Annotated in this window: 25 protein-coding genes; 2 read left to right on the forward strand and 23 right to left on the reverse strand. The window is 39.5% G+C overall.

What is annotated here, in order from left to right; genetic code table 11:
- Nucleotides 1-13 precede the first annotated feature (13 nt).
- The 13 genes from B5354_RS17810 to prsW all read right to left on the reverse strand — a co-directional run bounded on the left by B5354_RS17810 (nucleotide 14) and on the right by prsW (nucleotide 11,562).
- Nucleotides 14-211, reverse strand: coding sequence for a DUF2768 domain-containing protein (locus tag B5354_RS17810; protein WP_079530137.1), 198 nt, complete (start codon nucleotides 209-211; stop codon nucleotides 14-16).
- 195 nt (nucleotides 212-406) lie between these two features.
- On the reverse strand, nucleotides 407-667 hold the full coding sequence (locus B5354_RS17815; RefSeq protein ID WP_079530138.1) for a stage VI sporulation protein F: 261 nt from the start codon (nucleotides 665-667) through the stop codon (nucleotides 407-409).
- Between the two features lie 59 nt (nucleotides 668-726).
- Nucleotides 727-1,767 carry an NAD(P)H-dependent glycerol-3-phosphate dehydrogenase gene (locus tag B5354_RS17820; protein WP_079530139.1) on the reverse strand — a complete coding sequence of 347 codons (1,041 nt, stop codon included), beginning with the start codon at nucleotides 1,765-1,767 and terminating at the stop codon, nucleotides 727-729.
- A gap of 25 nt (nucleotides 1,768-1,792) precedes the next feature.
- Complete coding sequence (gene der, locus B5354_RS17825) at nucleotides 1,793-3,103, reverse strand: ribosome biogenesis GTPase Der (RefSeq protein WP_079530140.1); 1,311 nt, start codon at nucleotides 3,101-3,103, stop codon at nucleotides 1,793-1,795.
- Between the two features lie 201 nt (nucleotides 3,104-3,304).
- Nucleotides 3,305-3,901 (reverse strand): YphA family membrane protein, encoded by a 597-nt coding sequence (locus B5354_RS17830; RefSeq protein WP_079530141.1) that lies wholly within the window; start codon nucleotides 3,899-3,901, stop codon nucleotides 3,305-3,307.
- Nucleotides 3,902-3,958: 57 nt separating this feature from the next.
- Nucleotides 3,959-4,996 carry a type 2 isopentenyl-diphosphate Delta-isomerase gene (fni, locus tag B5354_RS17835; RefSeq protein ID WP_079530142.1) on the reverse strand — a complete coding sequence of 346 codons (1,038 nt, stop codon included), beginning with the start codon at nucleotides 4,994-4,996 and terminating at the stop codon, nucleotides 3,959-3,961.
- 15 nt (nucleotides 4,997-5,011) lie between these two features.
- Nucleotides 5,012-6,154, reverse strand: a complete 1,143-nt coding sequence (gene rpsA, locus B5354_RS17840; RefSeq protein ID WP_079530143.1) for a 30S ribosomal protein S1 — start codon at nucleotides 6,152-6,154, stop codon at nucleotides 5,012-5,014.
- Between the two features lie 91 nt (nucleotides 6,155-6,245).
- Nucleotides 6,246-6,836, reverse strand: a complete 591-nt coding sequence (locus B5354_RS17845) for a lysophospholipid acyltransferase family protein (RefSeq protein ID WP_079530144.1) — start codon at nucleotides 6,834-6,836, stop codon at nucleotides 6,246-6,248.
- Between the two features lie 3 nt (nucleotides 6,837-6,839).
- Complete coding sequence (gene cmk, locus B5354_RS17850) at nucleotides 6,840-7,529, reverse strand: (d)CMP kinase (RefSeq protein WP_079530145.1); 690 nt, start codon at nucleotides 7,527-7,529, stop codon at nucleotides 6,840-6,842.
- 163 nt (nucleotides 7,530-7,692) lie between these two features.
- Entirely contained in the window at nucleotides 7,693-8,352 is a 660-nt protein-coding gene (locus tag B5354_RS17855; protein ID WP_176142532.1) for a flagellar brake protein, read from the reverse strand.
- Nucleotides 8,353-8,558: 206 nt separating this feature from the next.
- Complete coding sequence (ypeB, locus tag B5354_RS17860; RefSeq protein WP_079530147.1) at nucleotides 8,559-9,899, reverse strand: germination protein YpeB; 1,341 nt, start codon at nucleotides 9,897-9,899, stop codon at nucleotides 8,559-8,561.
- Between the two features lie 15 nt (nucleotides 9,900-9,914).
- Nucleotides 9,915-10,724: a spore cortex-lytic enzyme gene (gene sleB, locus B5354_RS17865; RefSeq protein WP_245804843.1), complete on the reverse strand. Its 810-nt coding sequence runs from the start codon at nucleotides 10,722-10,724 to the stop codon at nucleotides 9,915-9,917.
- A 169-nt stretch (nucleotides 10,725-10,893) separates the two neighbouring features.
- Nucleotides 10,894-11,562, reverse strand: a complete 669-nt coding sequence (gene prsW / locus B5354_RS17870; protein ID WP_079530632.1) for a glutamic-type intramembrane protease PrsW — start codon at nucleotides 11,560-11,562, stop codon at nucleotides 10,894-10,896.
- A 90-nt stretch (nucleotides 11,563-11,652) separates the two neighbouring features.
- Between prsW and B5354_RS17875 the strand changes: the two genes are divergently transcribed.
- Complete coding sequence (locus tag B5354_RS17875; RefSeq protein ID WP_079530149.1) at nucleotides 11,653-12,624, forward strand: asparaginase; 972 nt, start codon at nucleotides 11,653-11,655, stop codon at nucleotides 12,622-12,624.
- Between the two features lie 64 nt (nucleotides 12,625-12,688).
- Here B5354_RS17875 and B5354_RS17880 read toward each other — a convergent pair whose 3' ends face one another.
- The 9 genes from B5354_RS17880 to B5354_RS17920 form a co-directional block, all read right to left on the reverse strand.
- Nucleotides 12,689-13,663 (reverse strand): YpdA family putative bacillithiol disulfide reductase, encoded by a 975-nt coding sequence (locus tag B5354_RS17880; protein ID WP_139377164.1) that lies wholly within the window; start codon nucleotides 13,661-13,663, stop codon nucleotides 12,689-12,691.
- Nucleotides 13,664-13,744: 81 nt separating this feature from the next.
- Entirely contained in the window at nucleotides 13,745-14,998 is a 1,254-nt protein-coding gene (locus B5354_RS17885) for a Glu/Leu/Phe/Val family dehydrogenase (RefSeq protein ID WP_079530150.1), read from the reverse strand.
- A 134-nt stretch (nucleotides 14,999-15,132) separates the two neighbouring features.
- Nucleotides 15,133-16,071: a D-alanine--D-alanine ligase gene (locus B5354_RS17890; RefSeq protein ID WP_079530151.1), complete on the reverse strand. Its 939-nt coding sequence runs from the start codon at nucleotides 16,069-16,071 to the stop codon at nucleotides 15,133-15,135.
- A 130-nt stretch (nucleotides 16,072-16,201) separates the two neighbouring features.
- Nucleotides 16,202-16,786: a genetic competence negative regulator gene (locus B5354_RS17895; protein WP_079530152.1), complete on the reverse strand. Its 585-nt coding sequence runs from the start codon at nucleotides 16,784-16,786 to the stop codon at nucleotides 16,202-16,204.
- A gap of 129 nt (nucleotides 16,787-16,915) precedes the next feature.
- On the reverse strand, nucleotides 16,916-17,602 hold the full coding sequence (locus tag B5354_RS17900) for a metallophosphoesterase (protein WP_079530153.1): 687 nt from the start codon (nucleotides 17,600-17,602) through the stop codon (nucleotides 16,916-16,918).
- A 127-nt stretch (nucleotides 17,603-17,729) separates the two neighbouring features.
- The gene (locus B5354_RS17905; protein WP_079530154.1) at nucleotides 17,730-18,362 is read right to left on the reverse strand and encodes a CBS domain-containing protein; all 633 of its coding nucleotides are present in this window, start codon (nucleotides 18,360-18,362) and stop codon (nucleotides 17,730-17,732) included.
- Between the two features lie 194 nt (nucleotides 18,363-18,556).
- Nucleotides 18,557-19,135 carry a CPBP family intramembrane glutamic endopeptidase gene (locus B5354_RS17910; RefSeq protein WP_079530155.1) on the reverse strand — a complete coding sequence of 193 codons (579 nt, stop codon included), beginning with the start codon at nucleotides 19,133-19,135 and terminating at the stop codon, nucleotides 18,557-18,559.
- Nucleotides 19,122-20,663, reverse strand: coding sequence for a RecQ family ATP-dependent DNA helicase (locus B5354_RS17915; protein ID WP_079530156.1), 1,542 nt, complete (start codon nucleotides 20,661-20,663; stop codon nucleotides 19,122-19,124). Before B5354_RS17915 ends, B5354_RS17910 begins: the two co-directional genes overlap by 14 nt.
- Nucleotides 20,656-21,711: a YpbB family protein gene (locus B5354_RS17920; RefSeq protein ID WP_079530157.1), complete on the reverse strand. Its 1,056-nt coding sequence runs from the start codon at nucleotides 21,709-21,711 to the stop codon at nucleotides 20,656-20,658. The genes B5354_RS17915 and B5354_RS17920 overlap by 8 nt, the downstream gene beginning before the upstream one ends.
- Before the next feature lie 136 nt (nucleotides 21,712-21,847).
- Here B5354_RS17920 and B5354_RS17925 point away from each other — a divergent pair, with 136 nt between their 5' ends.
- Nucleotides 21,848-22,096: a ferredoxin gene (locus B5354_RS17925; RefSeq protein ID WP_079530158.1), complete on the forward strand. Its 249-nt coding sequence runs from the start codon at nucleotides 21,848-21,850 to the stop codon at nucleotides 22,094-22,096.
- A gap of 32 nt (nucleotides 22,097-22,128) precedes the next feature.
- Here the strand turns inward: B5354_RS17925 and B5354_RS17930 are convergent, their stop codons facing one another.
- Complete coding sequence (locus B5354_RS17930) at nucleotides 22,129-22,584, reverse strand: helix-turn-helix transcriptional regulator (protein WP_079530159.1); 456 nt, start codon at nucleotides 22,582-22,584, stop codon at nucleotides 22,129-22,131.
- Nucleotides 22,585-22,839: the final 255 nt, after the last annotated feature.

Here is a 22,839-nt window from a genome sequence, read left to right on the forward strand (position 1 = left end):
CCTCCTTATTACATTATGACGTTGGACCACTAAATACAATATACATGATTACAATTCCGCCAAAAATCATAAATAAGTAGGCGAAAATTCCAGTAATTATAGAAAACAGCCCTTTAGACTTGTAGCGACTTATGTAAATCAGTCCTATTGCAATAAATAAAGAAAGTATTCCAGCAAACGATATGTACATCTTTAACATGGATAAAGACATGCTATTTCCTCCTATACTCATAAGCACTCTGAGGTATTATATCATAGGTTGTCCATCGAGCGTAGACAAAAAATCCGGAGCTTAAAAGCTCCGGCACGACTAAATAATTCCCCATTTAGCTCTTTCATAATAAAAGCTACGGGTTATTGTATGCGTCTTAGCAAGGGACCGCCTCCTAAAAGCGCCTACATATTACTATCCTTTTAAAAATTTACTAAGCGTATTCATATCTAGAGGCATATTTTGCTTAACAATTGCCTCCACAATTTTGTCTTCTTTTTGTTTTGAAACAGGCTTACCAGCAATAGATGATAACTGCTTGACTAATTGGCGGACTGTTTTTTCATCAGTAAAGTCAGCATGCTTTACAGAGTCCGCCACTTTATAAACATCATCTGGGTTGATGTTTGCTTTCTTTTGCAAATGATCAAAGATATTCTTCTGAAAACCGCTCATTATTTTGACCTCCTCGTGCAATTGTTTCTTGGTAGTATATGCACGAGAAGAGCGATGTGTTAGTTATGCATTTGATCATCTAAAATATTTGTTAAGTCCTCCATTTCACGACGTCGAATTCGAGTCATTAGCTGAGTCACAACATCTTTGGGATCAGCTTCTTCAAATAAGACACTGTAAATCCCAGCTGTTATCGGCATATCTACATTCTGTGTTTTGGAGAGTTGAAAAGCAGCTTTCGTAGTGCGAACCCCTTCTACAACCATGCCCATATCCTCAAGTACTTGATCCAGATTGGCTCCTTGGCCAAGTTTATAACCAGCTCGCCAATTTCGACTATGTGAACTTGTACACGTAACGATCAAATCGCCAATTCCTGTCAGGCCTGAGAAAGTTAGAGGATTTGCCCCCATAGAGGTTCCTAGTCTTGCAACTTCGGCTAGGCCTCTCGTAATTAAAGCTGCCTTAGCATTGTCTCCAAATCCAAGACCATCAGAAATACCGGCACCAAGTGCAATAATATTCTTTAACGCTCCGCCGAGCTCAACACCGACCAAATCTGGTGACGTGTAAACTCTGAACTGTTCATTAATAAATAAATCCTGCACTGTGGAAGCAATGTTCAAGTCTTTAGCCGAGACCGTTACTGTAGTCGGGTGTTTTAAACTTACTTCCTCTGCATGGCTTGGACCAGAAAGGACAACAATATCATGATACAACTCTGCTGGAATTTCTTCTGATATAACTTCAGACACACGCTTATACGTCTCCGGTTCTATTCCTTTCGATGCGTGAGTAATCGTTACTTTTTGGGATAGATGAGGAATAAGCTGTTGACACACTTCACGCATTGCTTTCGTTGGCACAACAAGAATAATGTGTTTTACATCAGACGTCACCGCAGCTAGATCCGAATATGCAGTAATATTCTCTGGAATTGTGATATCCTTTAAATATCGTTCATTTCTATGAGTTCTGTTCATTTCTTCAGCATGATCCTCGCGATGTGTCCAAAGATGAACCTCATGGCCATTATCTGCTAACACGAGGGCCAGCGCTGTTCCCCAGCTTCCTGCTCCTAATACAGCAACCTTTTCCATGATTCCATTCTCCTCTCGAATTTATTTAACTTCTCCTTCTAGCAAAAATCTTTATAGGTGTTCCTTCAAATCCAAATGCTTCACGAATTCGGTTTTCCAGAAATCGTTCATAGGTGAAGTGCATCAATTCCGGATCATTTACAAATACCACAAAACTCGGCGGTTTTACAGATACCTGTGTAGCATAGAAAATTTTAAGCTTTTGGCCCTTAATCGATGGGGTCGGATTCATGGCCAGTGCATCCATAATGACTTCATTTAAAACACTGGATTGAACCCGTTTAGCATGATTTTCGCTTGCTTCAAGTACTCTAGGTAATAAAGTATGTGTCCGTTTTTTGGTTTTAGCGGATAGAAATACAATTTGAGCATAATCCAAAAACCTAAAGTTTGAACGGATATCATCTTCAAATTCTTTCATTGTTTTTTCGTCTGTTTCAACGGTATCCCATTTATTCACAACAATGACCACTGCTTTACCAGCTTCGTGAGCATAGCCGGCAATTTTTTTATCCTGCTCCTGAATGCCTGCCTCTGCATCAATCAATGATAAAACTACATCTGATCTTTCAATTGCTTTTAATGCCCGAATTATACTGTATTTTTCAGTAGCCTCATAAATTTTACCCCGTTTACGCATGCCCGCTGTATCAATGATAACGAAGTCTTTTCCATCTTTCGTAAACGGTGTATCAATCGCGTCTCGAGTCGTTCCTGCTATCTTACTTACGATAACACGATCTTGACCTAGTAAAGAATTCACTAAAGAGGATTTGCCTACATTCGGTCTGCCAATCAAACTAAATCGGATAATGTCCTCATCTTCCTCTGTTTGATTGAGTTCAGGGAAATGTTCAACTGCCGCATCCAGCAGGTCACCTAAACCTAATCCATGGGTACCTGAGATCGGAAATAGTTCCCCAAACCCTAGAGAATAGAATTCATAAATATTTTCCCGCATTTCAGGATTATCAACCTTGTTTACCGCCAGCACAACTGGTTTATTAGATTTAAATAAAAGTTTGGCTACTTCTTCATCAGCCCCAGTAATGCCATCTCTGCCATTTACCATAAAAATAATAACATCAGCCTCATCAATAGCAACTTGAGCCTGGGCCCTCATCTGCACAAGCAGAGGCTCATCTCCTAATTCAATTCCACCTGTATCAATGAGATTAAAGTTCGTAGTTAACCATTCAGCCTCAGCATATATACGATCACGGGTAACACCCGGCGTATCTTCTACAATTGAAATTCGGTCCCCCACCAGTCGATTAAAAATAGTTGATTTCCCGACATTAGGCCGTCCGACAATTGCGATAACTGATTTTCTCATGAAAGGATCATCCTTTCTTTCATCCAAGTTAATTTTAATATGACTTATTTCTTACAAAAAAATACTGCTCTTTAATGGAGAAGCCCTTTTAGCTTCCAGCCATAAGAACAGCAGACATCATCTAACTTTATTATAGTAGCAAATTCTTAATAAATATACAATTGCTTTCTTATCATTTGACATTGAAGATGATAGGTTTGTTTATGCATAAATTCTGCGTTTATTACGCTGTTGACGTTTTAGTTTTACTAATGATCGTTTGATTTGGTAAATCCCCTGTAAGAGAAATAGCAATATAATCCCTTTTCCTATTACTAGATTCATTTCAATTAAATTCATATAATCAGCGGTCTGATAGTAGGTCAAAACTAAAGTTGACCATATGGTTCCTAAGGAATTTACTAATATCCACAAACCTATCTGGCTATAGAAAGGGAACCCCATCTTATGAACAATATAAATAACCCCGACGAGCAGCCACTGTATAGCAGGAAAAAGTGACCATACAGGATTAACTAAGAAAAACAGCTGAACTCCGGCACATAATAGACTAAAGGAAAAGGGTAAGGCATGATACCAAAGTTGCTTTTGTTCAATCCAGAATATAAGTCCAAACAGGGAAAGCACCCCAAGCAATGTATAAGTGGATACATCATGATTATTATTCAGATGGGAAAAACTAATCATTTGAAACGCAATGAACACTATAAGTATATCTCGCTTTATGGTGTTTCGATTTAGGAAAAAGTATGCAAGTATCATTAAAAACCAGGCATACCAATAGTAAGTAACCGCCATATCCCTCTCCTCCTACATTCCTAGTATGGCGGCAAACCTCCTTCAGTAAACGTAAAATCAATCCTTAAGCCTCAGGCTTCTCTGTTCTATCCAATCTTTTGTTTTTCCTGTTGTCACGTGAGGCTTCCCTCGTAAACTGCTAATTTCTGAAGCCCCTAACAGCATCATGGCCATTTTCAACTCTCTCGTTATAAAATGAATATCTGAGACGACTGCTTGTTCACCCTGCTCGACAAGAGTACGGAGTAAAGAGCCAGCCATCCCAAATGCATCCGCTCCAAGGACTAACGCTTTAGCACCATCCAGCCCGTTGCGAATTCCACCAGAAGCCAACATATGAAGGTTCTTTGTAATATGGCCGGCCTCCATTAACGATATAGGAGTAGGAATTCCCCAATTCTCAAACGAACTCAAAGGCTGCTCACGCCGCAGGTTTTCAACGCGTGAGAAGTTTGTCCCTCCTCTTCCTCCAACATCTATATATGTAACCCCTAATGAGCTAAAATGATCAACTGTTTCCTTGCTCATCCCATAGCCTACTTCTTTTATAATCACAGGAATATGAAGGGAACGGACAATATTTTCAATATTTATTGAACGTTTCGTAAAATCACGATCACCCTCCGGCATAATTAATTCCTGTAATGTGTTCACGTGAATTTGTAATGCGTCAGCCTTAATCATATCCACCGCATCTAATGCTTGTTCTACTGATGCCTCACTGCCTACATTTGCTAAAATTACCCCATTAGGATTCTCTTTTCGTACGATTTCAAAGCTTGGCCGTTCTATTTTATCTTTAATTGCAGCCATTTGAGAGCCAACTGCCATGCCGATGCCTGTTTGAGCTGAGACCCGTGCCAGGCTTTGGTTAATCTCTATCGTTTTCTTTCCGCCTCCACCCGTCATCGCGTTAATAAAAAGAGGGGAACTTAAGTTAAGTTCCCCTACTTTCGTACTTAAATCGAGATGCTCCCAATGCAAATCGGTAAGGCTTTGATGAATTAATTCAATATCATCAAAATGATTATATGCATCTCTTTTATGACTGAGTGCGTGACGGATATGGTCAAGTTTTCTTTGCGATCTTGACATATCTATCACCATCCACTATTTTTTATATTTGTCTAATTGATCACCGATCATATCGCTGAGAGAGAAGCCTGAACTGTCTTCTTCTTTCTGATACTGTTTAATCTCTTCACGGCTTTGGTCTCGTTCAAGCTCTTTCATACTTAATGAAAGGCGTTTAGCACCACCGTCCACATCAAGTACTTTAACGTTTACAGTTTGTCCTTCTTCAAGAACTTCCCCAGGTGTACCAATATGGCGGTTGGAGATTTGTGAAATATGCACTAAACCTTCCACCCCTGGAAGCACCTCAACAAATGCTCCGAAGCTAACAAGTCTTCTTACAGTTCCTTCGAGCACTTCTCCCTGATTGACACGCTCCTCAATGTCATGCCAAGGACCAGGCTGAGTGGCTTTTAAAGAAAGTGAAATCCTTTCATTATCTCGATCTACAGAAAGAACCTTCACATTGACAGTTTGCCCTTCTTCGACTACATCTGAAGATTTCTCCACATGTTCATGGGAAAGTTGAGAGATATGCACAAGCCCATCAATACCTCCCAGATTGACAAAGGCACCAAAGTCCGTCAGTCTTTGAACAGTTCCTTCGATAACCTGTCCTTCCTCAAGTGACTGCAGTACTTCCTGTTTTCTGGAAGACTCTTCTGCTTCAACTACGGCACGGTGAGAAAGAATGACACGATTTTGTTCGCGGTCAAGTTCAACCACTTTCAAACTAAGGTTTCTTCCTTTATATTCTTCAAAATCTTCAACGTAATACGTCTCTACTAAGGAAGCTGGGATGAAGCCACGGAGACCAATATCCACGACTAGTCCACCTTTAACGACGTCTTTTACTTCTGCTTCGAAGATTTCTCCGCTCTCAAACTTAGCTTCAAGTTCCTGCCAAGCCTGATCTGCATCTACCGCTCTTTTTGAAAGAACGATTTCATCATCTTCTACTTTTTTAACCTGCAGAGTTAACTCGTCTCCTTCGTGTACTACGTCGGAAGCCTTTTCTACATGCAAGCTGGATAATTCACTGATGGGAACAATTCCTTCCACTTTATATCCAACATCTACAAGGACTTGTTTTTCTTCAATCTTCACGACCTTACCAGTCACGATATCCCCTGCAGAAAATTCTTTCATTCCTGATACTTCATGGTTCATTTCATCCATACCAAGCTACCTCCTTCAATTTCCGACACAACCAAAATACAGAAATGCCCTTTTGTCTAACTTCTAATATTTGGAGCAGTTTGTCAAGTGATTATGCTTTTTTACGATGAAATTCATGCAATTGTCTGATTTCTTCCATTATTCGATCTGTAACGACTTTAGCAGATGCTTTTTGCTCGCGGTATTCAGTCATATCAATCGGTTTCCCATACACCACTTTAAGCGGTTTGAATTTCTGATAAGGCCCAATGATGGCACAAGGAACAATTTGGGCATTAGATCTTAGCGCAAAGAAACCCGCTCCTGCCAGTCCTTCTCCTACTACACCATTTTTCTGTCTGGATCCTTCTGGAAACAGACCAAGGGTGTGGTTATCTTTAAGAATCTCCAGACCTTTTCTTAGAGCATTTCGGTCGCGCATTCCGCGTTTGATCGGAAAAGCATTTACGCTTTTTAGCAGTTTTTCGAGAAAGCGGGTTTTAAAAAGTTCTTCTTTTGCTAAAAAATAAACATTACGACTGTTTGTAATCCCAACAACAGGAGGATCAAAATTAGAAATATGATTCGAACAAATGATTACAGGCCCATCCTTAGGTATATTTTTTTTGCCGACTACTTTGATTCGATACAAAGGAAAGAAAACGAGACTACAGACTAATTTCCCCAATTTGTACAAATTCACACTTTATCCCTCCCTGATTTGCTTTTTCTTTACAATCATAACGATTTGGCTGACAACCTCGTCGATTGTCAGCGAAGTCGTATCAACTTCGATCGCATCCTCTGCTTTCACTAATGGAGCTGTCTCTCGTTTTGAATCAATTTCATCGCGTTTTCTAATCTCCATCTTTAACTGATCCAAATCAGAAGTAAAACCTTTCTCAAGGTTTTCTTTATGACGGCGTTCAGCCCTCTCCTCTACAGAAGCAATCATAAATATTTTAACCTCTGCATCTGGAATTACATGTGTTCCGATATCGCGGCCATCCATTACCACTCCGCGTTCCTCTACGAGTTCTTGCTGTCTCTTCACCATTTCTTCACGTACTTCACGATGTTTGGCCACGATAGAAACCTGGCTAGTTACTTCATTTGTCCGAATATCGAGGGAAACATCCTGGTCGTCCATCATCACATGTTGGCCGTCATGTTTTTGGATGAGCTCTATATCTGTAGTTTTTAATAAATCAGCCAGCTCAGTTTCTTTTTCAAGATCCGCACCTAATCGTATCGCCTTAAGTGTTAACGAACGATACATCGCTCCTGTATCTATGTAAATGTACGATAATTGATGCGCCACTCGTTTCGCTACAGTACTTTTTCCTGCTGCGGCCGGCCCATCAATTGCTATTGCTAAAGGTAAATCAGGTTTCATAAAAATTTTCCTCCATCTTCTCAGTGCCACATACGAAAGCGCACCTACTTAGAAGAAAGCGCGCTTGTATCTTACGTATTAATAGCCTGCTATATACGTAAATCACTTTATTTATTCCTTTAAAGAATAACAAAAAACTACACGGAATTCCATTATAATGTGACTAATTTACCGTTCGTCTTTTCATATACATCTGCTGCTCATAACAATACTGAATAATAGCTTGGCGATTCTTTTCAGTAATGTCGATAAACTCAATCGAAACACTGTTCTGCCTCCCCTTAGATGTCCCAGCTCTAATAACCTTTCCCTTTGTTTCAATATATCGGTACTGCCCGGAATTCATGGCTAAGACCAAGGTGACGTTCAACATCTGGCCAGGTAAAAGACTATGATAGCCCGAAGGTATGATAGCAGCTCCGCCTCCGCTGATATCCTGAGTAACGGTAGTGAAACTCTTCATCGGCTTATCCTCTGTTTGGATGGCCGTATCAACAGATGCTTCTACTCTTACGTATTTTCGTCTCTGGATTCGTTCAAGATGGTCAATATCTGGGGACGTCAATACGAGCACAGGTATATTTACAACCTTCCTTGCCACTACTTCTGTCTCAAACCGATAAACCGAGCTGTCTTCCCCCAAGAAGTTAGCGTAAAATTCAGTTCCCTCGAAGAAGAAGCTGGTTTTCCCAGAGTCCATTTTTACAGGGTAATCAATAAAAATATAATTTTTTTCTTTATCAACAAGTTTACACTTGTACCTTTCCGGTTCGTTTTGACTTCGTTTATACAATTCCAATGTGATGGGGGTCCCCACTTTCATAATACCCATCCCTCTCTTCAGTGCGACTTTAGTATTACATATATTATCGCAAAACTTCCTTCAAAAAGGAATAACAGGGATAAAAGAATTAGTTAATGAAGTTCAAATACTAAACATAAAAATAGAGAGCTGCTCCATGAAGTGCCCCCAAACTTTCGTATATTATCAAAAATTTGGGGTACATTTCATTTTGTGCAGCCCTCTTCTTAAAGAGAAGTTTTAAATTTAGGTTCAACGGAATGGAGAATTTCTACTTTCTCCTCAGTTCCATCCCATGCGTTAATAAAAATCCGATAGGTTTCGTTATCCATAGTTGTCATAAACTCATAACAAAGCACTTGCTCTTCCGCTTCATTTTCGATCACAGATAAGTGTTGTTCACGAATTTCCAGATTCGGATTTACTTTTTCTCGTGCTTCCTCTTCAGAAATCGCTGGTTCTTTTAATGCATCATCATCGTGGTGGCTATAATAATCGATAGCTGTGAGGCCAAGCAGATCTCCATTATCGAGTGCTACTTTTACTCTAACAGAGTCAGGATAATGACGAATACCGTCTTTGCTGTAGACAAATCGATAGACACCCACGTGCTCATACTGATTACTTTCAACCAGTTCTACATCAGTTAAGTTAATCCGTTCTAAATACGACTTGGCTTTCTCAGATCCTTTATACAGGCTGATCTTGGGCTCTTTTACCTTCCGGCTGATCATAACTGTTAATGGGTGACCGCCTTTTTTCGTTATATCAATATAGCCGTTTGTATCACCTTTTTGGTAGGAAGCTGTAAACGTATCAATATTTGCGCCTTTACCACTACTGGTAAGCGTTAAGTCCGACTTGTCAACACCTTTCAACCATTTAGTCGCAATACCTCTGGCTTGTTCTTTGGTAATCTTTTCCCCTTTAATTTTATTTAATTCCTTTTCTGAACCAGTTGAAACAATACCAGTCTGCATATTGGTTTCGTGATACCCTTCCATAGATTTCTCAACAGTTTTAAACCCATTGATAATCGTATTATCACCATTTTCGTCACTTGTTGCTAAAGCCAGCTGTACATCCATCCAGCGCAGATTCTCGCTTAATACCATGCTTTGAACCTGTCGGAGTTCTTTCTTAATTTCACCTGATTGTTTATAAAGAGCTTCAAGACCCTTTAATTCCTCTTCCGTAAGAGGTTTTTTTTCTAAATCCCTTACAGCCGTATTGTACGAAAAATCTCCAATATTAGCTAAAAACTCTTCAGTCTTATTAAAGGGAAGCAATGTTAATGGGAGCTGCCCTACATTTGATTTAGCTTCAGATGTAAGTCTCCAAATCTCCGCCAATTGCGGGGAAATTTGAGCTCTCGTATTCATAGCCAACGTGGCCCCAATCTTGTCATGCAACAAATCCATGTCATAGGTAAGCTCATGAAAGGCACGTTGATAATTGTTCTCTGCTTGTAAAAGTATGGCATTTTTTTCTTGATGTTCTTTATATCCAAAAACTCCAAGACCGATTATCGTGATTGCTAACACAGTTATTGTAATCCAGCGAAACATGTTCCCACCTCCTATTTACATACAGAATATATGTTTTCCAATTCGCTTAATCTGCGGTCGTGACCATATCCAATCAGATGTAGCTGTATTCGGGTTAAAATAATACAAAGCTCCGCCTGATGGGTCCCAGCCATTAATGGCATCGAGGACAGCACGTTTTGATGTTTCATCCGGCGTTAACCAAATTTGACCGTCACTAACTGCTGTGAATGCACGCGGTTCAAAAATTACTCCTGAAATCGAGTTGGGAAACGATGCACTTTCCACCCGATTTAAGATCACCGCTGCAACAGCTACTTGCCCGATATATGCTTCACCTCGGGCTTCACCGTGAACAGCATTTGCCATCAGCTGGATATCATTCTGTGAATAACCACTTGGAACATTAACCGCGGTTGGTTCCTGTGGTGGAGATGCCGGCTGTTGTTGTTGCTGTTGTGACTGTTGTTCTTTCGAAGGCTGTTCTGTCTGTTGTTTATTAGGCATGCCTCCATAATGAGTGAAGTCGTTACCTTGACGGATTTGCTTCTTAACATACCCTTTATCATACTCGCTGGCTTCTACTAATTTTTCTTTGACCTTAGGACCAGCCAGACCATCCACTTTCATTCCAAATTCATATTGAAAATTTCGAAGAGCCCAGTACGTTCCCCAACCAAACACTCCGTCAATCTCTCCATTGTAAAATCCTAAATATTGCAAACGAGCCTGCAATTCAATCACATCATCGCCAACAGCACCGTGTTGAATGACTTGATTGGAAAAGGCATGAACTGGTTTGATATGATTCAACTCAGCAAATGGTTGAATGAATAATACAAACATTAAACAAAACATCACTGTATTTTTCCAAATCATCTTGCTTCCACCCCTGACCATTACATATATTTGTAGCGTTAGTTTTTATCAAAGTTGCTACTTTATACATGTGAAAGCTATTCCTGTAAGATAGGTGGATAGTAAATAAAAAAGCCTCCCTTAATGAAAAAGGAGACTACTCATTTTTATACGTATGAATAAGCTGTTCATGATGCTGGTTCGCTAATTTGATTTTTCGCACACCAATTAACCAGAGAATAATCATGAACGGAATGACATAATAAAGCCATTCATTTGAAACAACAAAGTAACCATAGAAACTATGCAGTAAAAAAGGAATGAGAAACGCTAAAAAGATATGTAATTTACGGTGTTTGGAAGAAAACTTTGCCTTCCCCATATAATAACCCATCAACACACCAAATAATGCATGGGAAGAAACAGGGAATAGAGCACGGAAGAAAGCAAATTCGATTCCATTTGCAAATAGGTAGATAATATTTTCCAGCGTGGCAAATCCTAAACTAATCGCGACCCCATAAATAATTCCATCATAATGATGGTCAAATGAAGTGTGATAAAAAATAACGAACATAAAAACAAACCATTTAAAAAATTCTTCTAACAGTCCGGCTAAGAAGAACGATTTTAATAGGGGTGTTTGAAACAAGCCTTCACTTTCGAAAGCATATTGAATAAACAGCAGCGGAAATACTAGAAGTGCACCAAATATAAACATTCGTATGATTAGAGGCAAGGGCTCAAGTTCTATCCGCTTACTTAAATAAATAAAGGTCATAAGTGCAATAGCCGGAGCAATCGCCACGGTTAGTATGGCCATAATCCATCCGCCCTCTCTTTCTTTCCCACTCAATTCATCGTATCATGAAGAAGTAAGAAAAGGAATAAGAAACGAGTAGGCAGGTGATAACGTATGAAACGGATTTTGATCATTCATACAGGTGGAACAATTTCTATGAAAGAAAATAAAGAAACAGGTGAAGTTAATACGGATGGTAATCATCCTTTAGAAGAGATTTCTTCTTTTTTGTCGGGAACAACAATTATTGAAGATGAATTTTTGTTTCATCTCCCATCTCCCCATATCCGGCCAGATCACATGTTAATGCTGGGCCGCTTTATTCATGAGAAGCTGGCAAAAGATAGGTTTGATGGAATCGTGATTACACACGGAACCGACACTCTAGAAGAAACAGCCTATTTTCTTGATTTGTTTTTACAAACAAAAAAACCAATCATTGTTACAGGGGCTATGCGTTCAAGTAATGAAATTGGTTCAGACGGACTTTATAATTTATTAACGGCTATCCGTGTTGCGAGTTGTGATGAGGCTCAGGACAAAGGTGTATTAGTTGTCATGAACGATGAAATCCATACTGCACGTAATGTAACAAAAACATCTACGAGTAACGTAGCAACTTTTCAAAGTCCTCAATATGGACCTATAGGTATCACTACGAAGCAGGATGTTTTTTTTCATCATAAGACAACCAGTCACGACTCTTATCCAATTCAACAAATAAGCAAAAAGGTTTCCCTGATTAAGGCTTATGCAGGCATGGACGGGATATTAATTGACGCGGCACGAACTGGCGGAATTGATGGAATGGTAATTGAAGCATTAGGACAAGGAAATTTGCCTCCGGAAACAGTCGGGTCTATTAAGGAAACCATACAGGCGGGAATTCCTGTTGTGCTCGTCTCCAGATGCTATCAAGGTATTGTACAGGACACTTATAGTTACAAAGGGGGCGGGAGACAACTTAGGGAAATGGGAGTTATCTTTGCAAATGGGCTTACTGGACCAAAAGCCAGAATCAAGCTTATGGTGGCATTGGAAATGACAAACAATCCAATCGAATTATCTCCGATGTTCAGTTATTAAAAATCAGTAAATAGCATAATTTACGATAAAAACAGGATCATGGAATATATCCACGACCCTGTTTTTATTTTTGAGAGATATCTTGTGCGATCTGACCACCATGAAAACGTCCATTCTCGATGAATATTTCATTATTATTGAAACCTGCTGCTATTACACCTGCTATATAAATACCAGGAACATTCGTCTCCATTGAATGTTCATTGAATGATGGGCGTCCTGATCCTTCCTCTATCGTTACTCCCATGCTTGTTAGGAATTCATGATCTGGACGATATCCTGTCATAGCAAAAACAAAGTCATTCTTGATGCGCTTCTCTGTTCCCTGACATTCATATTTGACTTCTTTGCTGTTGATTTCTAAGACATTTGCACAGAAATCCATGTGAACGATTCCTTTTCGGACAAGTGCTTCGAATTGTGGAAGAATCCATGGCTTAATACTTTTTGAATAATCTTCCCCACGATAAAGCACCGATACCTTTGCTCCTGCCTTTACCAGCTCAAGAGCTGCATCCGCAGCAGAGTTCTTCCCGCCTATAATGACTACGTCTTTATCATAATAAGGATGGGCCTCTTTGAAGTAATGCTTGACTTTGTCAAGATCTTCTCCTTTTACATTCATATAGTTTGGCTGGTCGTAATACCCTGTAGCCACAATAACGTATTCAGCAAAGTATTCTACTGATTCCCCAGTATTTTTAGCCGTGCAAAGTTGAAAACCATTCTCTGATTTCTGAACTGATGTTACTTTTTCAAACGCATTTACACGTAATTGTTCACGCTCAGCTACTGCTCTGTAATAGGAAAGAGCTTCGTTTCGTACAGGTTTTTGACGCTCCGTAATAAATGGGATCTCGCCAATTTCAAGCTTTTCACTCGAACTAAAAAATGTTTGATGGGTAGGGTAGTGATATATGGAATTGACTACATTACCCTTTTCAATAAGTAACGGGTCAATACCTTGTTTTTTTAATTCTATGGCTGCGCTCATTCCACAGGGTCCAGCCCCAATGATAATTACCTTTTCATGTAACACTCTTGTCACTCCTCTTTCCTTGCCTGCAAATGAAAATCTCCTACCATATGAATGATAGGAGATTTAACAAATGGAATCAACTTATATCCATCCACGGAACCTAGAAGCCTCAGCCATTTTACGTACGCCAACCATGTAGGCGGCAAGTCTCATGTCCACCCTGCGGTTTTCTGAGGTTCGAAAAACATTATCAAAGCCCTTAACAATTACTTTATGAAGCTTTTCTTCTACTTCTTCTTCCGTCCAATAGTAGCCCTGGTTATTTTGAACCCATTCAAAATAGGAAACCGTAACTCCGCCTGCTGATGCAAGTACATCTGGAACGAGAAGGATGCCTCTATCAGAAAGTATTTTAGTTGCTTCAAGTGTTGTTGGTCCATTGGCTGCCTCAACAACGATTGTTGCTTTTATGCTATTAGCATTTTTCTCTGTAATCTGATTCTCAATCGCTGCTGGAACGAGGATATCACAATCAAGTTCAAGTAATTCTTCATTCGTGATGGTGTTTTTAAACAAATTGGTTACGGTTCCGAAACTATCACGACGATCAAGTAAGTAGTCAATATCTAACCCATCTGGATCATGCAGTCCACCGTAGGCATCAGAAATACCAATGACTTTAGCTCCTTTGTCATGCATGAACTTAGCAAGAAAACTACCGGCATTTCCGAAGCCCTGCACTACAACTCGTGCACCTTCTACGTCGATCCCTTTTTTCTTGGCTGCTTCTTCAATGCAGATGGTAACTCCTTTGGCAGTTGCCGTTTCCCTGCCATGTGATCCACCTAACACAATTGGTTTTCCTGTAATAAACCCAGGATTGTTAAATTCGTCAATTCGGCTGTATTCGTCCATCATCCAAGCCATAATTTGCGAATTTGTAAATACGTCCGGTGCGGGTATATCTTTTGTCGGTCCAACGATTTGGCTGATGGCGCGAACATATCCGCGACTGATCCCTTCGAGTTCCCTGAAGGACATTTCTCGTGGATCACACACAATTCCACCTTTACCGCCGCCATAAGGTAAATCAACAATTCCTGCCTTTAAACTCATCCAAATTGACAGTGCTTTTACTTCTTTTTCTGTGACGTTCGGGTGAAAACGAACACCACCTTTAGTTGGCCCAACAGCGTCATTATGCTGGGCACGATAACCAGTAAAAATCTTTATCGAATCATCATCCATCCGCACTGGAATTCGAACTGCCATCATGCGAACGGGTTCTTTTAAAAGATCATAGACTTCATTTGGATACCCTAGTTTATCAAGTGCTTTTTTTACCACTGTCTGAGTGGAATTTAATACATCAAATTGATCGTTCTCGGCTACCATGCATTTACCTCCTATATCAAACCATTCACTTTACGGTCATCTTTCAGTCAATAGTATACACCTTACGCACTATTATGCAAAGCAAATTTGAGTCATTTCATACGCAATTTCAACTGAACTGTAAGCGATTTCATTCATTTACTTTTATTTTCACAAGAAAGCGTGACAAATTGCTCAATAAGATCATCATAACTCCACCCAATAACTTGGGCTGAATCAGGAAAAAGACTGGTCGGAGTCATACCAGGCAGCGTATTCACTTCAAGAATAATCGGTTCCTGCTCTTCATTAATAATAAAATCAACTCGGGAATATACATTACAACCTAATAACTGATGTGCTTGAATCGCTTCTGCCTGTAGTCTATCTGTTAGGGCTTGCTCTATTTCGGCTGGTACGATATGTTCGCTTCCCCCCGGCTGGTACTTGGAATCAAAATCATAATAGTCGTTTTTAGGAATGATCTCTATAATAGGCAGTGCCTTTTCGTTCCCTTGACTTCCTACCACAGGTACTGTTACTTCTCTGCCACTAATATAATCCTCCACTAACACTACTGGATCTGAAAGTAAGGCTTTTTCAATTGCTGGCTCAATTTGTTCTTCTTCTTTAATAATAGACAGCCCGAGCGTAGATCCTTCCTGATTAGGTTTAATTACAAAAGGCAGCGAAAAAGTTGACTTAATTTCGGAAGCAATTTCGCTTTTATCTTTATAATGATCTTGATGAAAAGATTTACTCTTAGCAGTCAGAATTCCATTATTAGCAAATATTTGTTTAGATTTTGATTTATCCATTGCTAATGCTGAAGCTAGTACTCCTGAGCCCACGTAAGGAATCTCAAGCATATCCAGCAAGCCTTGAACCTTGCCGTCTTCCCCGTGTTTACCATGTAATCCTAGAAATACAAGATCAACATTTAATTGTAATAATTCATCCAACCTACCTGGGTTGAAGTCTATGCCAGTAACATCATGGCCCCTATTTTGTAACGCTTTAATAATTCCTTTACCTGTAGAGAGGGATACTTCACGTTCACCAGAAATACCGCCATATAGAACCGCAATCTTCATTCCTGACACTCCATTTCTCCAAAAACTATGTTCGCTTCCATATTATCTTAACATGTTCACTACACTGCTTCTATTTAAAAAAACAAATAAAAAGAACGAAGCTTAATCACAGCATCGTTCTTTTTGTAAATCAGTTTGAAAAATAGGTATAAATATTTTGCATTGCATCATTTTTCATAACAATCTTTCCATATTCGATCAATCTGTGGGAAGTAACAGCTGAAGCGGAGGCAAACTCAGATAATAAGGCAATCACCTGCTCAGGATCAAGATGCACAATAGTCTCATCATCCAGCATCATATAGTAATGATTGTGATAGGAAAAAACATCTCCACCGTAAACGCCTAACTGATACAGTTGCAGGCCTGCCTGAATAACATCCTCAAATTCATCAAAGCAAAACATCATTTCATTACTTTCATCTAATGTCACTTTCATTTCAATATAATCTTCATCTTCCTCCATATAATCAGAATCTGATTTTGTAACAACTACTAACATGCCTTGGGCCTGTAGTAAATAAACTTGAACGAGAAGAACTCCATTTAACTCTACACCGAGTTCAATGCCAGCATCATACATCATATCACTAAACACGCGATGTACCCTCGGAAGGTCTTCCCATAACTCATCACGGGTTAGACCTCTGTCCGTTAAATCATCAAAAGTCAAAAATATTTTGAACTTTTCGTTGGACATTCTTTCTACTCGCATGTAATCGCCCCCCTCGGTAAAGGATACCTTTATCTATATCTTATGATACCTGCTTTAATTATGGCACTTTTTTTAGCATTATATCCATGATTGTGCTATAGGACAATAGTTAATTAATTGTTCGCCTATTTAGTGTGGTGTAAGTCTTATCAAATGAACTTCCGGTGCAGTACCGAGCCTCAGCGGAACTAACGATGTTCCATAACCTTCACTATTTAAGTAAGAAGTGCGTACTCCATCCTCCCATCGGCCGCGAGAGTATGGTCCTTTATCGAAAATTCTAATCTGACCACCATGAGTGTGACCTGTTAGGATTAGATCATAACTTTCATAAACAGAATCAGGAAACTCCGTTAAAAAAGCTGGTTCATGGACAACCAATATGTTTGCCTTCTGTGAAGATAGCAGAGCAGGTATGGATGCTTCACTAAAGTAAGGGTCAATTCCGCTTAATGTCAGTCCGCTTCTCCCTAAATATGTCCACTCATTGGAAAGCGGAATAACTCCTTTCTTTCTAAGGAAAGAAATAATGGGTTCAGGTTTAAACTCGTGGTCATTGTTGCCAGGGATAAAATATATCGGCGCGCCCCAAGTTTGTAATCGCTTGATGTTTTCGGAAAGCTTCTTGCCAGTCACCCGGCGATCAGCCAGATCTCCACCAATAATGACAGCATCAACGTCATTGATCTTAGCAAGTGTTTGATCGTTTATCAAGCGATTATGGATGTCGGAAATATAAAAAATTGTATAAGGATCTTTAATAGAAACTTTGCGACTGTGTATTCTTACTTTATCAGATTCGGCTGTGCGGTTCATTTTGAAGATAAGCCATAAACCTATAAGGAAAGCCCTATAAAAATAGCGTATATAGATCACACTTTTATTTAAACATTATGATGAGACACAATTAAGGCCGCCATGTGCTCCCACACAGCGACCTTTTTTATACCTCTTTAACGCTAAGTATTCGAAAGCCCGTTTTTTCCAGCTTTTTTGTGAATTGCTCAATATTGTCTCTATTTTCAACCTTTAAAACAATACGGCGGGCAAGTTTGTCGGTTTCATCAAAGGTGGCAAGTGAAATAACATTTTCATGATAACTTTTAATAATATCCCCTAAACGTTCTATTCGGCCTTCCGATTCTTCTGAGGTAAAGGCAATTCGTATTCCCTTCTTCTTAGCACCGAATGCACTTTCAAATTGTTCTATGACATCAAACCGTGTAATTAGACCTTTAAAGTTCTGGTGGCCATCTACAACGGCTAACAATGGAAACCCTTTAAATAAAGGAAGAGTTCGTTCAAACACTTCTTCATCATCTATTGAGAGTTCCTTGTATAAAGCAACATCCCCTGCCACACAGTCGTTTAAGAATGCTTCTTTTTGCTGATCACTTTCAAAATAAGCTCGGTAGATGATTTCCCTGGAGATCATTCCGATGAATTTCTGGTCTTCAAGGACTGGCATTGCATGCAAGTCATATTTATTCAACCGTTCCAATACTTGTTTCAGATATTCTTCTTTTTGAGTTACATATGATTTGTGTATAGGTTTCATAATGCTTTTAACAAACATAGACTCACCCCTAAGTTTTTATCGTCTAACTAAATATATTCGACATCAACTATCATTCTCCTGCCAGCTGACACGGATTTGTCTAGTAAAAGATCAGAGAGCCCATTGATTGCCGTTCTATCTTTTCGAATAAACTTCAACCATCTCTTATGCCAATTCGTGAGCCAGGTCTTGATGAAAGCTCGTACTCTTCCTCATTTCCTAATACGAATCGCCAATGCTAATATAAAATCAATCATAAAATGTGTCGTAATCGTAACTGGTAAACTGTGAGTTAGTTCGTACATGTAACCAATTAAGAAACTAACACAAACAACAGAAAAGAATAATACAACTTTCGTTAAATAACGAAAATGAATGATCGCAAAAATGAAGCTTGCAATTAAGTATCCAAATTCTGTTTGAATTACCCCACGAAAAAGCAATTCTTCCGAGCATGCAATAAGCAAAGTCAACCATATAATCTTAGTAACAGGCTGGCTTTTAAAAACCTTCTCATTAATGCCCCCATCATCATAATAACGTTGAGGCATATACGCCATCAATACAAAGTCAACAAGCAGAACGCACACCGCTGGTAAAATCCCATAATATAACCACTCATGAACAGATAAGTGGAACAAGGTTATCCAATCGAAAAAAAATGATTCGAACAAGATCAAGCTTAAGATAAATGCTAAGACAAATAGAATGAGCTGGGTGTACACTAAGTGTTTTGTAATCTCTCGATTTGACATTTGCTTAATTAATTGTGCTTGATTAGTCCGTTGCATGATAGTCTCCTTGGTGAAAAATCTTTGCTAACCGAGACCTCCAGTCGTCAGTAAATCTAACAGAACTGGCTTCTGAATCTAACTTCATGTCTTCCATACGAAAACCACAGTTGCTGCAACATGCTACTTCCGGAGTTCTCGTTTCTGGTTGAAAAGGGGAATAAAGCTTTTTCCTTTTACAATCTGGATGATGAAGCCAACTTACCATTTCCTGAAGCTTCCTATTTTTATACTTCCATCTGTTCTGAAGAATCCACCGTATCTTCTCAGCAGTTCGTGTCCATTCATGTTTATCCGTTATATTAGGATGATGATTAACTAACTTCTCCTGCTCCAGCTGATATTTAATAAAATTCCACTGTGTTTCAGATAACTTAAGTTCTTCAGCTATTTCTTCATCATTCAATATCGAGTCTTGGCTATCAACAATGTCATACAATGAATGAAGAATTCCCTCGACATCCTCTGGTTTTACCAATTCATTTTCAATAAACATTTGCGGCAAATGATAATCACCAGGAGTGTACAACATCAAACTTGCACAAGGCTTTCCGTCTCGCCCAGCTCGACCGATTTCCTGTATAAATGATTCCAGTTCTGATGGGAAATGATAATGAATCACTCTTCGGATGTTTGATTTATCAACCCCCATGCCGAATGCACTTGTACAACAAATCACGTCCAGCTGATCGTTCATGAACTGTTGCTGGACGAGGAGACGGTCCATTTGCTCCATCCCCCCATGATAAAATGCGATTCTTTGATCCACTCTCGATTTTAGCTCTTCTGAAATACGTTCGGCCCACATTCGACTAGAGAAGTAGATCATAGTAGGAGATTTATTATGTGATAATACTTGAGTAATTCGCTCTAATTTTTCTTCATGACTTGCAGTTTCTTCTATAGCAAAACTCATATTTACTTTGTCCATTGGATAGACAACTGCGTCCATCTCTGGCCGGGCTAACTGTTCCTTAATATCCGTTTGCACCTCAGGAGTTGCCGTGGCACTTAGAGCCAGAACTACAGGGTTACCAACCTGTTTAATCGAGTGGCTTAGTTTTAAATAGTCAGTCCTGAACTCATGACCCCATTGCGAAATACAATGGGCTTCGTCAATAACAAATAAGTCAACATGCATCTTTGTCAAATGATACATCACGGATTTATTTTGCAGCATTTCAGGGGAAAGGTAAATTAGGGAATATTGATCCAGCTGTTCTAATACCTTACGCTTTTCTTTATAATCCATAAAGCTGTTTATGGCAATAACCGACTTGAGTCCACCAGCTTTCATTTGCTTCACCTGATCAACCATTAGTGAGATAAGCGGTGACACAACGACCGTGCTTCCAGAAAACAGTAGAGCAGGCAGCTGAAAACAGAGTGACTTTCCAACACCAGTCGGTAAGATACCCAATACATCTCTTCCTTCAAGTATCTTTCCAATAATCTCCTCTTGGCCCTGTCTAAACTGACGGTAGCCAAAATGTTTATAAAGCTTCTCTTTTAAATCAAGATTACGCATACGACATTGGCTCCTTTTTCGCTGCTGCTAGAACTAATCGAAGTTCAAAGTAAGAAAATTGACCTTGAAATGATTCGAAAATCCTTTTCAAACGTCTTGTTTGCAGACGAGAGGCTGATGCCAATATAGCCTGTTCATGCTCTTCATTGATAAATGGGCGGATTGAGAAATCTGGAACGACTAATGCAGCTTCGATTACATGATCTTGTATAGTACTTAGTTTTAACTTTCGGATAGCTGCAATACTCTCTAATGTAAATCCCTTCTCCAGAAATTGATACGTTCTTTTTGCGGAATGGGTGATGAGACTTGAAGAAGACAAACCTTCCAGACAAGTTGCTATTGCTGGGTAGTGTGATCGGCTGATTCGACATTGTTCGTACAAGAAATAGGATACATGTGATAGCAATATATCGACTTCCTGTTCCGATAGATTATGATCGCGTGCAAGTTGTTCTCTCGTTTCCCCTATAATCCTTCCCCCTGTTAATCTGCTTGTAAACAGGGCTGCTTCGACTTCAGTCCGTTGACCGAGTAAATTCGCTAATTCTTTATATAGTTGTTCTTCTACTTCTTTCATATTTTCTTTAATTCGGCTATAGTGTTGTTTGACCCATTGTTGAATCGTAGGCTGCTCAATAATAGGTAAAAAAGCCCGATTATTCACTGACAGATTTGTCACGGTTTGAACCAGTAATCGAAGCCGGCCTTCGAATATTTGCACATTTGCGGCATCTGACATGCCTGAGAAATACTCAGGGCGCGATCCTTGATAGGTGGCAAGATAGTCAACCCCGTCTTTTGTCAGCGAGGCAAACTGATCTTTTTCTATTAAAATTAACTCATTATCAGCAGCTTCTTGGATAATTGCCGCAAGTTTTGGCTTGGAAAGACTTGGACATATACCAAAAAAACGGTCAATACCATAAACGCGAGCATCTTGCAGAGTTTGAGCTGAACGTTTTCCCTTTAATAAGTGGAAAATTCCTGATATTGTACGCTCCCTTTTCATTTGGTTTATACATGCTAAAAGGATATATAGAAACAAGTGATCCCTCCTTCTGCTGCTTATCTATTGAAAAGTTCGAATCCTCATCTTACAATGGCTATGTAGCAAATTTTAATAAACCTTTTGCCCCTCTGAGAAATAACTTCACGAGGTGACATATGAAGGAGGTTAATTTTTGGCAAAGTTTACAATGGTTGACCAGGATACATGTATTGCTTGTGGAGCATGCGGTGCCGCTGCCCCTGATATTTTTGACTATGACGATGAAGGGTTAGCTTACGCCTTGCTTGATGATAATATGGGGAACGAAGAAGTTCCTGAAGTTTACGAAGAAGATATGGAGGATGCATTTGAAGGCTGTCCGACAGACTCCATTAAAATATCTAATGAGCCTTTTGATGGCGATGCTCTCAAGTTCGAATAAAATCTCCCTTCTTTTAATAAAGAAGGGATTTTTTATTCATTTTTAGTAAGCTGACTATATCTAAACAGCGTCGCTTCTTTATCAAAACTTGAGTACCAGCGGTTTCCAAGTTCATCAATAATTCGGTAATGCTGACTAATTACATTCTGCTGGAGTTTAAACCTTTTTCTCTCCTCGCTTGTCGTCCACCACACTCTACCCTTTATAACCCTCTTTTCAGTGCGCTCCACCTGATTGTGAGCAATGGTTTCAATGATTTCGAGTGGTGCATCTCCCAGCAAGCCTTTCAGGACATCGCTTTCCAGAAATAAGGCACATACCGCTACAACTGTCGTCCAACTAGCGAATGTTCTTCCCTTTTCAATTTGTACGAGCGTCTTCTTTGATAGTCCCAGGATCGCAGCCATACGGTCCTGAGTATACCCATACTCAACACGTATTAATCTGATTTTCTTCGATACCTGCTGTATCAATTGCTCTCTATCCATACCACCGTCTCCTCATATATCATTTTATCATGCCCATCAATATTATACTATTGATATACGCATGAAGAAGATCCAGGTATTTACATGAGTCAATTCATAATGGCTCTTTCACAAAAATAAAGACTGACAGATCACTTACATCGAACGACCCCACGTCGTGTGGGTTCGCGGAAAGCGGATTATTTCGCGACCACCTTCCCCTCATCCAGATGATGAATAAGAAAATAACCCGAATTGAATAATCAGTTCGGGTCA

Source organism: Halobacillus hunanensis, from assembly GCF_900166655.1.
Taxonomy (GTDB): Bacteria; Bacillota; Bacilli; order Bacillales; family Halobacillaceae; genus Halobacillus_A; species Halobacillus_A hunanensis.